Origin of the sequence: Legionella rowbothamii, from assembly GCF_900639985.1 — a bacterium.
In the GTDB taxonomy this organism is placed as follows: domain Bacteria; phylum Pseudomonadota; class Gammaproteobacteria; order Legionellales; family Legionellaceae; genus Legionella; species Legionella rowbothamii.
The window spans coordinates 974,664-989,238 of record NZ_CAAAIM010000001.1; the positions used below are offsets into that span (position 1 = coordinate 974,664).

The following is a 14,575-nucleotide window of genomic DNA, read 5'->3' on the forward strand; positions in this document are numbered from 1 at the left end:
ATGCTACGGATACCGCGGTCAAGCCGCGGCAATTAGGAAGGATTAGTGGTTGCAAGCGACGATGCTATCCTACTATTTTTTCGCAAAAATGGATTTAACCCAACATCTCCAATAACTCCCGGCGAAACATATGGTAATCCACCTCTAGGGCATGACGCATATGTGACATAAATCGGTAATGGGGCTTATTCATTTCCTGATCAATTTTCTGATGCAATTGTTCAGGTCGTTTCAATGTCCCCATAATGATGCGCGCAACAATCTTCGATTGATGATCCGCTAATGGCCAGATACAACCTTGTGGTTGGCATAAACCAATAAAATAAAGATTATCCAAATCCGCATGCATCATTTTACGATACAATGGCACCTTCGTTGAGTCACTAAAATCGATCAATTGCTTATCAAAAAAGGGAAAGCTGATTTTATAACCAGTGGCAAAAATTACCGTATCAAACTCAAGCGTCTCCCCATTCGTAAAATGTACCTTTTTGTCTTCAAAATGGGTAATCCCTGGTTGTGGACGTACTTTTCCATGACGAATAAAGTACAATAACTCAGAATTAATCGTTGGATGAATTTCCAAAGGTCCGCAATCAGGATTAAGCAACTTATACTTAGCATACCGGCCCTGTAATACTCGAATGACCAGCTTAAAAAGCTTTTGGCGCATCCCAGCAGGCATCCATCGAGTTTTCGCAACCGCGTCATCCGTTGGCTTACCAAACACAAACTTTGGAAAAATATTATAACCACGGCGCATGCTAATATAAGTTTCAGGAGATACGCGTGATATTTCTACCGCCACATCACAAGCCGAATTGCCACCCCCAATAACCAAAACCCGCTTGCCTGCAAAAACAGAGGCTTTCTTATATTGGTGTGAATGAATTATCTCACCATCGAACTGGCCGGGATATTCTGGCATAAATGGATCCCAATGATGCCCATTAGCGACCAAAAGGTAATCGAAAGTAGCCTCATGAACTCCCTGCTCATCTTGATAGGTTACCTGCCATTGTTTTTGGCTGTTTTGCTCGACCTTTAACACAGAGGTGTTAAAACGAATGTATTTTTCTAGATCAAAATGACGTGCATAATTCTGAAAATAAGCCAAAACCTGCCTATGCGAAGGATAGTCAGGATAGGATTCAGGCATTGGGAAATCTTCGAATTGGGACCAACGCTTTGAACTAATAATGTGGGTTGTTTCATACACACTGGAATGATCGTTGTCTTCATCATAGACCCAGTTACCACCTATTTGATTATTTTTTTCAAATACAGTGATCTGAGAAACCCCTTGCTCTTGCAAGTTTTTAATTGCGGCAAGCCCACTAGGACCCGCACCAATGACACAGACTCGCGGCTGACAAATACCCTTAGGCTTTTGCTCTATTTGCATTACTTGTTACCTTTTTAACTTCTTCCATTATCATTGCTTGTACCACGGGATGTTTATCAATGGTGAAATGATTAACATTTACCCCTTTGATTTTTGTAACATCAATGTTGTCTATTTGAGTTTTAGCAGCATCAATAGCTCGAAGTTTTAAACCACTAAACATGGGTACATAGCCTGTTTTGTAAAAGTTCATTGCATGCTTCACATTAGGCGGCACAACGGTTTGAGACACCGCATCAATAGTAACAAGCAAATCAACAGGGACTCCTGCTTTATTTAAATTACGTGCCACCTTGATTTGTTCATTAGCGCCTAAAGAATGTCCAACAAGAACGATCGGCTTAGGATTTTTATGCGTGTAATAATTAGTAATAAGAGTACGAGATACAGCACCAGCATTATACCACATGCCACTTGGAGCAGGGATGTGGTAAGTCGCCTCAACAGAGTCGCTTAACTCTTGCATACCCGTACTGAAAACCCCTAATCCCCCCAGCATGGTATGAACTTCACCACGGTAATGTTTAGCGTTTTTGTCCTGCGCTACTTTTTTTCCCGTAGCATTAGTTTGTACTGGAGGCTTTTTCTTAGCCGAATGGTATCTTGCACCCGACAAGTCAACACAGCTTGCCATGGAAAATGCGGCAAACAAGCAAAAAGATGCTTTGAAGAAATTAGTTTGACTACTGTTCATTTTTATTTTTATTAAGGTTTTATCGAATCCTTTGATGATAACGTATATGGTGGCGATTGCCAATATTTGTACGGCATTAACCCGCATCTACAGAGGATCGTTACGGTTAATTTTTCCTGCCCTAACCAGTAATTCTGTTTGGGATGCAAATCATAGTTTGTTAAGATATGTGTTCCTTTTTTAGATTGTGAATAATTTTTATGGAAACACAGGTTTCAGTACTTACTGTCAGCCAGCTTAACAGACAGGTGAAAAGTTACCTTGAAAATGAGCTAGGAATTGTTCATGTAGAAGGAGAGATTTCTAATTTAAGTAAGCCTGCATCGGGACATTTTTACTTTACCCTAAAAGATAGCGGTGCCCAAATCCGTTGCGTGTTTTTTAAAAATCGGCACTTTGGCTCTTCCGCCGCGAAACTGTGTGATGGTCAACATCTAGTTGCCAGTGGCCGCTTAAGCCTTTATGAGGCCCGCGGAGATTATCAACTAATCGTTGACCAAATAACCGAAGCAGGTCTTGGTGCTTTGTATCAACGTTTTGAAGAGTTAAAAAACAAGCTCGCGAAGGAAGGACTTTTTGATCCGGATAAGAAAAAAGCACTTCCTAGGATGCCAAAAACCATTGGGGTGATTACCTCAACAACTGGAGCCGCAATTCGTGATATTTTATCAACTTTAGCGCGACGCTATCCCTTAGCTAAGGTATTTATTTATCCAAGTGAAGTCCAGGGAGCTGGAGCGGCGCTGCAACTGATTAAAGCAGTGCAGCGCGCCAATACAGAAAAACGCTGTGACGTACTCATTCTTGCACGTGGCGGTGGAAGCATTGAAGATTTATGGGCATTTAATGATGAACAATTAGCCCGACAAATTGCCCAAAGCAGCATTCCACTGGTATCCGGTGTAGGGCACGAAACCGATTTTACCATTGCTGATTTCGTTGCGGATTACCGTGCTGAGACCCCTACTGCGGCAGCGACTGCCGTCACTCCGGACTCTCTGGAACTATTAAGAGCATTAAATCATGCAATGTTACGTTTGCAAGAGGCCATCCATAGGCACCTACAGCAAAACCAAATAAAACTTCGCCATTTAATGGATAAGATTTCTTCTCCACAAAAAACCATTTTAAGCTATTGGCAAACCACTGATTATTTGGAACGACAGTTAATTTCAAGCATGAACCAAATCATCAAACAAAAAACTCATCAATTGCATTTAGATACTCATCAATTAAATAGACACAATCCGAAGACGCAAATTCAATACGCGCAAAATCAATTGCAACAGAAAACCCAGCAACTAACCCAACAGATGCAAAACAAGCTGAGCCAGCTCAAGTTTCACCTGCGAACACAAATGTCTACCTTGCACGTAGTAAGTCCCTTAGCTACACTGGATAGAGGCTACGCAATTGCTACACTAAAAGATAAGGTGCTTTTTTCTGCTGAACAAACCCAAATTGGCGATTCAATTGAAGTGCGTTTAGCCCAAGGCAAACTTTCATGTGAAATAAAAAATATTAAAGGATTAGAGCAAGACCATGCTTGATGAATTGATTGACAGCCTTAATTTAATTATTTACCAAACAAAAATGAATAGTTCCATATTAGCTACTATTGTAATTACTCTGTGGAGCATCTTTTTTATTACACGCCTGGATCGTCGCCTGTTATTACTGGGAATTATACCAAGGCGTCTCAAAGGCATACCCGGAATACTTTTTTCACCCTTATTGCATTTGAATTTCAACCATCTATTTTTTAACTGCATCCCATTAGTTGTATTAAGTAATTTTATTTTAATTAATGGTCTGTCTTATTATATTGCTGTAACGCTGATCATTACCCTAATCACGGGGATCTGTGTATGGTGTTTTGCCAAGCCAGGCGTGCATGTTGGAGCAAGTGGCGTTATAACAGGTTACTGGGGCTTTTTGGTTCTTAATCTATATCAGACCGGTACCGTAACCACGATTATTTTGGGCCTGCTCAGTGTTTATTACTTTGCCGGTATCTTCTTGGGCATATTTCCAGGAAAGAAAGGCGTATCGTGGGAGTCTCACTTTTTTGGTTTATTGGCGGGACTGGCTACGAGTTATTTGTTTACTTACTACCCGAATTATGTACAAATATTTCAATAGCCACCGTAGGTTAGGATGTTAAACCAGCAAATCCAACCAGATTCACGCCCAATGTTGGGCTTGACAGTTCAGCCTTCATTATAATGAAGCCCTCTCGGCCCTTCTTCACTCACCTCAATTTGCCTATTGTCCCTCGCACGGAACATAACAATTCGCGAATGATATTTCTCTACTGTGCGTCGGTGTGCAATACTCACTAAAGTCGCGCCAGTTAACTCCTTTAACGTACGATAAACATGTTCTTCGCTCTGTTCATCAAGAGCGGAGGTTGCTTCATCTAAAAAGACCCAATCTGGTTTTTTAAGTAAGGCGCGAGCAAACGCAATTCTTTGTTTCTGTCCTCCGGATAATTCACCATCCCATACACACTTTTCATCTAATCTAGAAATGTAATCTTGCATTCCCCCCACTTTATTCAAAACCATGACGTATTGTTCTTCCGTATAAGTCTCTACCGGGTCAGGGTAAGCTAAAACTGCTTTTAAAGTATCATGAGTTAAAGTAGGCGTTTGCGGTAAAAAGCATAATCTTTTTCCCGAGGGCAATAAAATTACTCCATTACCATAGCTCCAAGTACCAGAAATCGTCTTAAAAAACGTGCTCTTACCCAGGCCCGAGTCTCCTTTGATTAAAACATCCTCCTCAGGTGTGAACTTTAAATTAAGGTTGGACATGATATGTGTCGTACTTGTAGCCTGGGGATGCAGAATATTTAAGTGCTTAACTTTAATGGTGTCTTTATCATGCTCATTTCTAATAATTAATTTAGGATGCGCGTTTAATCCCTCTTTCTCTAAAGAAATTTGTAACTCAGTAATTCGCTTAATACTCGTTTTATATTTGGCCAACTCATCATAAGCCCATACAAACCAACTAAGTGATGAGTTAACTTGGTTAAAGGCCATACCAACCTGTATCAATTGCCCAATTTCAATAAGCCCTGCAAAATACAAGGGCGCGGCGATTAGTGTAGGTAAAAGTTCAGCTAATTGGGAATAGAAATGTTGAAATGCATCTAACTTTAAGCCTATACCCAGTTTTTGATTGGCACGAAGATTAATCTCTTTAATTTTATTTTTTATTGCTATTTTATAATACTGCTCGGCATGTTCTTCTGCGATATTTTCAGCTTCCTTCTGCACCTCAGCAATATTTTGGCGTAAATCTGCTTCTGCTTTTTCAGCATTATGATTGGTTTCAGCCATTGATTTTGCTATCGAATTGGCAATCAGCGTAGCAGTCATTGCAGCCATTAAAGCGGTCCAGAATAAATAACCCGGAATCACAATAGTTACGCCTAAAACAGGAACGGATAAAGCCCCGCCAACAACCCATAAAGTACCCGCAAACATCACAAAGCTAAGCACTGATTTTAAAAAATCACTGACCAATTCAATAGTTAGCTTGACGAAAATTTTCACATCTTCTTGAATGCGTTGAGCGATATTATCAACTTTGGATGAAAATCGTTTTAAATCTAAGTAATTATTTTCACTAGCAAAAAACTTATTAATTATTTTATCTGTTAACCAGGCGCGCCAAAAGATAGATAACCTACCCATAAAATAATCTTTTAAGATGTGCACACCTACGTAAATACCAACAATGAACGCAAATTCCCCTATTGAAAAAAGAAAAGGAAGAAGTGCCTTTGCGGTTAGTGCCTGCCAAAACCCCGCAGATAACCACGCCATAGCAGCCGTCAGCCCAACAAGGGAAATGGTGCACAAGCTAATTCCTAATAAATAAAGCCAGGCACGCAGCTTTTCATCAGAATTAATAAAATAATCTTTAATTAAACCCCAAGTAGTGTTCCATAAATATTGGGATCCCATAAAATTAGGCAATTTATTGGACATGATTACGTTCGGGAGTTTTTAGGGATACTTCCATGTTAATTTCATTTTAAAAAAAATCAACTATTGCCCAAAATACACTAAATTTGCTCATTTAAAGAGACAATTTTCCTTGTTAAACCAGGCTACACTTGCTCTAAAGTCTATGCTATTCTAGGGTTAATAAATCATCAGAGAAATCAAGATGCTATCATTTAAAAGACTATTTCTCGTAGGCGCATTGAGTCTACTAGTTACCCCTATATTTGCGAAACAAAATCCAAGCGCCTGTTGTGGTGGGATGGGCGGCATCAGCTATTGTGACTCATCTGCCGGGCGTATGGTATGTAATAATGGCTTTTACTCTACCTGCTTTTGCACTCCACATGCGGTGATGGATTTGCAACTGATCCGTGGTTGTTGCTTATGGAAAGGTGGTGTTGTAAATTCGCTTACTGCCCCTAATGGCCTTGTTGTTTGTAATGACGGTTCTGTTTCTGAGGAATGTTCACTACAAACTCCTACAGATAGAATTGCGGCCTGGTAGTTTATAAAATATCCGGGAGATGTATACCCATGATCGATGAAATCCAATCAACCCTTAGCCAGTTAAGACAAGTACAGCCATTGGTCTTATGTCTGACGAATTATGTCACTATGGACTTTATGGCCAATGCGCTTTTAGCCTTAGGTGCAGCACCGTTAATGTCTGAATCACATGAGGAAATTGAAGAACTGGTTAGTATTAGCCATGCACTTTACATCAACATTGGTACACTAAATGAGCCCTTCATGGCACGCGCCCTATACGCTGCTAAGATTGCTAACTATTTAAATAAACCTATAATTCTCGATCCAGTAGGCGCAGGAGCCAGCAAACTTAGAACCTCTGCGGCATTAGAATTACTTCCCTTAGCCAACGTGATTAGAGGAAATGCAAGTGAAATCATTTCATTAGCAGGAGAAAATGGTGCAACAAAAGGGGTTGAATCTTCTGATCCGGTGTTTAAAGCGATGACCAGCGCCCGCACCCTCGCCCAAAAGCATCATAAAATAATCGTTGTTAGTGGCCCTGAAGATTTCATTACCGATGGAAAACAAGAACAAATGCTTACCTTTGGTTCTGAATTAATGCCCCGAGTAACAGGGATGGGATGTACTATGACCGCTGTTCTTAGTGCTTTTGTTGCCTCTAATCCCAATATGTTTCAAGCCTTAATTCACGCTACTGCGTACTTTAGCCTATGTGGTCAGCAAACGCATCAGCAAACCCAAGTCCCAGGCTCATTTAGACAATTATTTATTGATAATTTATATCAGCCCAATTGGGATTTTTTTAATCACGCGATTAAAGGATGCTAGCATGCAGTACAAAGCGTTATCGATAGCTGGATTCGATGGTTCCGGTGGAGCTGGCATTCAAGCAGATTTAAAAACATTCTCAGCCTTTGGTTGCTATGGAATGACCGTACTCACTGCATTGCCAGTGCAAAATACGTGTGGTGTAAGAAATTGCTATGAAATTCCCTTACAAGCTATTGAAGAACAGCTTCATGCTATTTTTGATGACATTAAGCCAGATGCCATTAAAATTGGCATGTTGTTTAATAGTGATATTATCAAGTTAGTGACAGTATTTCTTAAGCAGCATGCTCAGGGCATCCCTATCGTCGTCGATCCAGTTACTATTGCTAAAAGTGGCGATCCACTTTTATTGCCTGAAGCAGTTGATACCCTCATTTCCGAGCTCATGCCATTGGCAACTCTGATTACCCCTAACCTTCCGGAAGCACATACGTTTACCGATTTAAATGCACAATCTGCGGAAGAAATGATTATCGTAGGACAAAGGCTATTAGCTTTGGGGCCTCAACATGTTTTACTTAAAGGAGGCCATTTAACCTCCTACACATCGAATGATCTATTGATGAGCCACAACGGTGACTCTCATTGGTTTGAGAGTCCACGAATTAATTCTAAAAACACCCACGGCACAGGGTGTACCCTTTCCGCGGCCATTACCGCGTGCTTGGCACAAAATATTCCTATGAAAAAAGCATGTGCAATAGCAAAAAACTACCTCTTTGAAGCAATTAAAGCAGCTAAAGACAACAGTGTTGGTCAAGGACATGGGCCAGTGCATCACTTCCATCATCTATGGCCAATTTCATTTACTGAGTTTTAAAGCACGATAGTACTTCCATGCTACGCAATGACTTGTAGGTTGGGCCCATGGCCCAACCTACAATCATTTAAACCGCTAGTTCAGCAGTATGAGAGGATAGATATGTCTTTTCTTTTACAGAGGCTATAGTAGCGGCTTTCTTCTCTAATAGCTCAGCAAATCCCATAGCGCAAATTACAACTAAGATGCTGCCTACCGGTGAATAGCAGAAGATACTATCTGAAAAAGAACCAAAGCATACTGCAATCAGTGGGCCAAGCATGACAAGTCGCGCTGTTTTACTTAATTTAAATGCTAAAATAAACAACGAGCCTATAAACGTCAGGTAGAACATTAGCCCAACAATGCCACCTTCAACTAAGGCAAGCCAGTATTGACTGTGTGGCTCATTAAGCTTCTCCTCCCAACCTGGGACGGGCTTATCGCGATGGAAACTGTATTTAAAATAACCCGTACCGATACCAAAAACAGGGTGCTCTTCAAACAAAGAACGAGCATATTTATGAAATTGCATTCTATACCCTAAAGAGGTATTTTCCTCATGCTTTTTCAAAAACTTAATATCACTAATAAGTATACCCGTACGTAACTGCATTAATGGGCTTGCCAAATAAACCATCCCAATAGACGCAATAAGCAAGGTCACCCCGAGTGCTGCTTTCTTTAAAGAGAACTTTTGAACAATTAAGAAAAGCATTAAAAAGGCATAAATGAAATAACCTGTTCTTCCTGTATTTAGGAAAAATATTTGGTAACTTCCAGCGACTATCATCAACCAACAGTACATACGCTGCCACTTATTGACTTCAGGCTCTAAAGCAATAATCGCCGCAAAATATACTGCTAAAGCAACCATAAATCCTGTAACGATATGATTATGGAACACTTCGCCAGTATCTACGGGGTTATTGATGACAAATAAACTTTTATGCTTTAAATAGGAAATAACACAAGTTATCAACATCGTAGCAAAATAAGCATTAAAAGCCCAACGCCGGGTTTTAGGATTAATAAATCCTACGGCCAGTATTGGTAGATAAAGCGCTTTAGAGTACTTATCAACTACAGTATAACGTAAATGATATGGTGCTTCAGACCATAAACAGCCAATAAGCACATAAGCAAACAAGGCAATACCCGCCCAGCCCCATAAACTATTGTAAGCACCCAGCAATTGATTTCTATAATATGGCGTCAAGAGCAATGCAACTAGCCCAAGGCCGGCCATAATTGATTTTAAGCTGGAACTAATAGGCACAAAAAAAACAAATAAAACAATAAAAAAAGGTGCTATTAATATGCTTTTTTCTTCCGAAAAGAGTTGTTTCACACTAAGTCCTCATTAGCTGTGGTCAGGTTCGGTAATTGCTCGATGTTGCTATCCTGGTATAGTTGCTTGATACCTCGATAAAAGGTACCTTGAGCATTAAACACCGCAAACAAAAAACCAATTCTACCATCCAAAAAACCCCGTTGTAATACATAGCACCTAAAAAACATCCATGAAGTGCTGGCTAGGGTTTTCGCGAAACTTGCTTTTCTTTGTTTTACTATGTAGGTTTTTGCACTGTAAGAAGAATATTTGTTCATTTTGTAAAGCACGTGGCTCACATCTTTAAATGAATGATGCATAATGCAATTTTTAAGTTTTCCGATACGCGCGCCTTCGGGAAGAACAATTTTTTCGTGAACGATATCCGTACTAAAATGTGCTCCATCACGTTTATATAAACGTGCATGGCGTTTAGGACTGGAAGAGTATTTCAAGGGGTGGTTATAGAAGTACATTTGAATTGCAACACGGTATGCATCAGCTTCATCCAATACCATAGCCTGCATTATTTCCTGTTTCAACTTCTCACTTACCGCTTCATCCGCATCAAGATTTAAAACCCAATCGCCCGTGGCTTTTGCTAAAGCCCTCTGTTTTTGGGCCCCGTAACCAGGCCAGTCTGTTGAGTAAACATGTTCTGTATATTCTTTAGCGATTGCAACGGTATTGTCCGTGCTACCCGAGTCCAGAACTATTATTTCATCAGCAAACTGTACTGATTCCAGGCATCTCCTAATATTTTGTTCTTCATTTTTAGCAATTACGGTTACAGTCAATGCCATTTAAACAACGCCCTCTCTATGATCATGGCTATCGAAGTGTAACTTACCATCTTTAACTTTTAATGTCACATGGCCACCATGTATTAATTTACCAAACAAAAGCTCATCGGCGAGTGGTTTCTTCACATTTTCCTGAATTAACCTAGCCATAGGTCTTGCCCCCATTACCTTGTCATATCCATGCTCAATTAGCCATTCGCGTGCAGCTTTGTCTACATCAAAGGTAACGCCTTTATGACTTAATTGCTCATCTAGTTCCATAATAAACTTATCAACAACTAAACCTATAGTCACAGCATCTAATGGAGCAAAATTAATAATGGCATCTAGTCTGTTTCTAAACTCAGGACTAAATTGTTTCTTAATAACTTCCAATCCGTCGTTGCTATTATCCTGAGTCGCAAATCCTATTGAATTGCGAACCAACTCACTAGCCCCCGCATTAGACGTCATTACTAGGATAATGTGTCTAAAATCAGCTTGACGGCCATTGGTATCAGTTAAGGTTCCATGGTCCATAATTTGCAGCAACAGATTAAAGACATCAGGATGCGCTTTCTCTATTTCATCAAGCAGTAAGACTGCATGAGGGTTCTTGGTTACTGCTTCGGTTAACAAGCCACCTTGATCATAACCAACATATCCTGGAGGAGCACCGATTAAACGTGAAACAGTATGTTTCTCCATGTATTCAGACATATCGAAGCGTAACAATTCAATACCTAAAACATTCGCCAATTGACGTGTAACTTCGGTTTTACCCACACCAGTTGGGCCAGCAAATAAGAAGCATCCTACTGGTTTTTGCGGCTCTCTAAGTCCTGATCGTCCCAGTTTAATTGCAGAGGATAGGGCAGTAATTGCCTGATCTTGTCCGTAAACTAAGAGTTTTAAATCACGCTCCAAATTACGCAAGGTATCTTTATCACGTGCAGATACTTTCTTAATTGGGATACGAGCAATTTTTGCAACCACACTCTCGATTTCAGTGACGCTAATGATTTTTTTACGCTTACTCGCGGTGAGTAAGTTTTGATAAGCACCCGCTTCATCAACTACGTCAATCGCTTTATCTGGTAAGAAACGGTCGTTGATGTATTTAGCAGCCAATTCAGCTGCTGCTTTAAGCGCAGGGATGGTGAATTTCACCCCATGATGCTCTTCTAAGCGGCCTTTTAAACCTTTTAAAATTTCAAAAGTTTCATCAATTGACGGCTCAGGAATATCGATTTTTTGGAAACGTCGAGCTAAAGCACGATCTTTTTCAAAAATACCACGGTATTCTTGATAAGTTGTTGACCCAATGCATTTCAATTCGCCATTTGCCAATAAAGGTTTGATAAGGTTAGACGCATCCATCACCCCACCTGAAGCAGCCCCTGCTCCGATAATCGTGTGAATTTCATCGATGAATAAAACTGCACCCTCTTGTTGGCTTAATTGTTTGAGTACCGCTTTCAAACGCTTCTCAAAATCCCCACGGTACTTGGTACCTGCGAGCAAAGCCCCTAAATCGAGTGAATACACAATGCAATCACGGATAGCGTCAGGTATTTCACCGTCCACAATGCGGCGGGCTAAACCTTCAGCAATAGCTGTTTTACCGACACCGGCCTCACCCACCAATAATGGGTTGTTTTTCCTACGACGGCAAAGTACTTGAATTGTACGTTGAACTTCTTCATGACGTCCGATGAGGGGGTCAATCTTACCTTGTTTTGCACGTTTGTTAAGGTTCGTGCAATAGCTCTCTAGAGGAGACTCATTACCTTCTGCAGCGCCCATATCTTCATCCATTGATGAATTCATATTCTCGTGCATATCATTATTTTGGTACTTAGATACACCATGAGAAATGTAGTTAATCACATCAAGACGTGTAATATTTTCACGGCGCAAGAAATATACCGCTTGACTTTCTTGTTCACTAAAAATAGCAGCGAGGACGTTGGCGCCTGTTACCTCGGTTTTACCTGCAGATTGCACATGGAATACGGCACGTTGCAATACGCGCTGGAACCCTAATGTTGGTTGTGTTTCTCGATCTAATTCATCGTCGGGAATTCTGGGAGTGGTTTCATCAATAAATTCAATTAAGTCACGTCGTAACGCATCTATATTGGCATCACATGCCTGTAACACATTTCCAGCAGCTGGATTATCAAGCAATGACAACAATAAGTGCTCAACGGTCATAAATTCATGACGTTTCTCTTTTGCTTCCTTGAATGCAAGGTTCAAGGTGAATTCAAGTTCTTTATTTAACATTGTCGTTGCTCCTCTTCAGCCCACAACAAATTATTCCGGTTCCATGCTAGATAGCAATGGGTGCTGATTCATTCTGGCATATTCATTTACCAGAGCGACTTTAGTTTCTGCGATGTCTCGTGTGAATACACCACACACGCCCTTTCCTTGGATGTGAACCTGTAACATCACCTGAACAGCTGTTTCCTCGTTTAGATGAAAAAAATGTTTCAGTACATCAACAACAAAATCCATCGGCGTATAATCATCGTTGAGCAACACTACTTTGTACTTTCTTGGCAATTTATTTTCTGTCCGTACCTCTGGCTCAGCAACCTTTTGCCTTACAATTTCCTCGATATTTTGCCCGCTCATAACATACAACCTCTTACTATTTTTATAGACTCCCCACAGGCATTTGGCCAGTAAAAACAGCTAATTTTAATGAAAAAATTGACCTTTGGGGTAATCAAAAACATATTGGTTAGATAGCTTCCAGGAAAATGGACAACCTTTGCCCTATTCGCCTATAGCAACTTCGGCCCTTACTTTGTTTCGCGGTAACTTAAGATGGAGCCTGGATGGAGCATAACGCAATCCAGGATCAATGCCTGACTCAACACTTCTCCCGGGTTGCGCTACGCTCCATCCAGGCTACAATTTCTCTTAGCTTTATTGTACAAAAGCAATCACATGTGCTGGATGATTGCATCCGCAAAGCCGGAACTGCTTACTAAAATAGCCCCTTCCATAGTGCGTTGGAAATCATAAGTCACAGTTTTTGCTTCGATTGCACCCTCAGTGCCCTTGATAATTAAATCAGCGGCCTCATTCCATCCCATATGACGTAACATCATTTCCGCAGAAAGAATGATTGAACCTGGGTTCACTTTATCTTGACCTGCATACTTTGGTGCAGTGCCATGGGTTGCTTCAAATACAGCGATTTGATCACTTAAGTTAGCGCCTGGAGCAATACCAATGCCACCAACCTGAGCAGCTAAAGCATCAGAAATATAATCACCATTCAAATTCAAAGTAGCAATAACGCTGTACTCTTCAGGTCTTAAAAGAATTTGTTGTAAGAATGCATCAGCGATCACATCATTGATAATAATTTGATTTCCGGTCTTAGGATTTGTGAACTCCATCCAGGGGCCGCCTTGATATTCTTTAGCACCAAAAACATCACGAGCAACTTGGTAAGCCCAATCTTTAAAGGCACCTTCGGTAAACTTCATAATGTTACCTTTGTGAACAAAAGTTACCACTTTACGATCATTATCAATAGCATATTGAATTGCTGCTTTGATTAAGCGCGTTGTACCTTCTTTAGAAACTGGTTTAATACCGATACCGCAATGTTCTGGGAAACGGATTTTTTTAACATCCATTTCTTTTCTTAAGAATTCAATTACTTTTTTAGCTTCTGGAGAATCTGCTTGCCACTCAATACCCGCATAAATGTCTTCTGAGTTTTCGCGGAAAATAACCATATCCGTTTTCCAAGGCTCTTTTACAGGACTTGGTACACCAGAAAAATAGCGAATAGGACGTAAGCAAGTGAACAGATCCAACTGTTGGCGAATTGCCACGTTTAATGAACGAATCCCACCACCCACTGGAGTAGTTAAAGGACCTTTAATAGAAACTACATATTTTCTTAAGGCATCTAAGGTTTCTTGTGGTAACCATTCATCTGCACCATAAACTTTAGTTGCTTTTTCACCAGCATAAACTTCCATCCAAGAAATTTTTCTTTTAGATCCGTAAGCTTTTTCAACCGCAGCGTCAACAACTTTGATCATAGGAGGTGTTACGTCGACACCAATACCGTCACCTTCAATAAAAGGAATAATTGGGTTATTCGGCACATTAAGAGAATGATCCGCGTTAAGCGTAATCACTTCACCTTGTGCAGGCACTTTGATTTTATCGTACGTCATTGACAA

13 protein-coding genes are annotated in these 14,575 nt (G+C 40.4%); 5 read left to right on the plus strand and 8 right to left on the minus strand.

Annotated features, from left to right (window positions below; all coding sequences use genetic code 11):
* Nucleotides 1-94: 94 nt before the first annotated feature.
* Together E1P08_RS04095 and E1P08_RS04100 are read right to left on the minus strand one after the other, a co-directional pair.
* Nucleotides 95-1,405 (minus strand): flavin-containing monooxygenase, encoded by a 1,311-nt coding sequence (locus E1P08_RS04095; RefSeq protein ID WP_133135723.1) that lies wholly within the window; start codon nucleotides 1,403-1,405, stop codon nucleotides 95-97.
* Nucleotides 1,383-2,099: a hypothetical protein gene (locus tag E1P08_RS04100; protein WP_133135995.1), complete on the minus strand. Its 717-nt coding sequence runs from the start codon at nucleotides 2,097-2,099 to the stop codon at nucleotides 1,383-1,385. The genes E1P08_RS04095 and E1P08_RS04100 overlap by 23 nt, the downstream gene beginning before the upstream one ends.
* Before the next feature lie 200 nt (nucleotides 2,100-2,299).
* Here E1P08_RS04100 and xseA point away from each other — a divergent pair, with 200 nt between their 5' ends.
* Together xseA and E1P08_RS04110 are read left to right on the plus strand one after the other, a co-directional pair.
* Complete coding sequence (xseA, locus tag E1P08_RS04105) at nucleotides 2,300-3,649, plus strand: exodeoxyribonuclease VII large subunit (protein ID WP_133135724.1); 1,350 nt, start codon at nucleotides 2,300-2,302, stop codon at nucleotides 3,647-3,649.
* Nucleotides 3,642-4,241 (plus strand): rhomboid family intramembrane serine protease, encoded by a 600-nt coding sequence (locus tag E1P08_RS04110; RefSeq protein ID WP_133135725.1) that lies wholly within the window; start codon nucleotides 3,642-3,644, stop codon nucleotides 4,239-4,241. Before xseA ends, E1P08_RS04110 begins: the two co-directional genes overlap by 8 nt.
* 68 nt (nucleotides 4,242-4,309) lie before the next feature.
* Here the strand turns inward: E1P08_RS04110 and E1P08_RS04115 are convergent, their stop codons facing one another.
* On the minus strand, nucleotides 4,310-6,100 hold the full coding sequence (locus E1P08_RS04115) for an ABC transporter ATP-binding protein/permease (RefSeq protein ID WP_133135726.1): 1,791 nt from the start codon (nucleotides 6,098-6,100) through the stop codon (nucleotides 4,310-4,312).
* A 181-nt stretch (nucleotides 6,101-6,281) separates the two neighbouring features.
* Here E1P08_RS04115 and E1P08_RS04120 point away from each other — a divergent pair, with 181 nt between their 5' ends.
* From E1P08_RS04120 to thiD, 3 genes are read left to right on the plus strand one after another with little or no spacing between them, the layout of a single operon-like run.
* Complete coding sequence (locus tag E1P08_RS04120; RefSeq protein ID WP_133135727.1) at nucleotides 6,282-6,623, plus strand: neurogenic locus notch; 342 nt, start codon at nucleotides 6,282-6,284, stop codon at nucleotides 6,621-6,623.
* Nucleotides 6,624-6,652: 29 nt separating this feature from the next.
* Nucleotides 6,653-7,438 carry a hydroxyethylthiazole kinase gene (gene thiM, locus E1P08_RS04125; protein WP_133135728.1) on the plus strand — a complete coding sequence of 262 codons (786 nt, stop codon included), beginning with the start codon at nucleotides 6,653-6,655 and terminating at the stop codon, nucleotides 7,436-7,438.
* 1 nt (nucleotide 7,439) lies between these two features.
* The gene (thiD, locus tag E1P08_RS04130) at nucleotides 7,440-8,261 is read left to right on the plus strand and encodes a bifunctional hydroxymethylpyrimidine kinase/phosphomethylpyrimidine kinase (protein WP_133135729.1); all 822 of its coding nucleotides are present in this window, start codon (nucleotides 7,440-7,442) and stop codon (nucleotides 8,259-8,261) included.
* 67 nt (nucleotides 8,262-8,328) lie between these two features.
* Here the strand turns inward: thiD and E1P08_RS04135 are convergent, their stop codons facing one another.
* The 5 genes from E1P08_RS04135 to icd form a co-directional block, all read right to left on the minus strand.
* Entirely contained in the window at nucleotides 8,329-9,591 is a 1,263-nt protein-coding gene (locus E1P08_RS04135; protein WP_133135730.1) for an O-antigen ligase family protein, read from the minus strand.
* Nucleotides 9,588-10,376 (minus strand): glycosyltransferase family 2 protein, encoded by a 789-nt coding sequence (locus tag E1P08_RS04140; protein ID WP_133135731.1) that lies wholly within the window; start codon nucleotides 10,374-10,376, stop codon nucleotides 9,588-9,590. Before E1P08_RS04140 ends, E1P08_RS04135 begins: the two co-directional genes overlap by 4 nt.
* Nucleotides 10,377-12,644: an ATP-dependent Clp protease ATP-binding subunit ClpA gene (clpA, locus tag E1P08_RS04145; protein ID WP_133135732.1), complete on the minus strand. Its 2,268-nt coding sequence runs from the start codon at nucleotides 12,642-12,644 to the stop codon at nucleotides 10,377-10,379.
* A 30-nt stretch (nucleotides 12,645-12,674) separates the two neighbouring features.
* A complete protein-coding gene (gene clpS / locus E1P08_RS04150; protein ID WP_133135733.1) occupies nucleotides 12,675-12,998 on the minus strand; it encodes an ATP-dependent Clp protease adapter ClpS in 324 nt (107 codons plus the stop codon).
* 314 nt (nucleotides 12,999-13,312) lie between these two features.
* Nucleotides 13,313-14,569, minus strand: a complete 1,257-nt coding sequence (gene icd / locus E1P08_RS04155; RefSeq protein ID WP_133135734.1) for an NADP-dependent isocitrate dehydrogenase — start codon at nucleotides 14,567-14,569, stop codon at nucleotides 13,313-13,315.
* Between the last annotated feature and the right edge of the window lie 6 nt (nucleotides 14,570-14,575).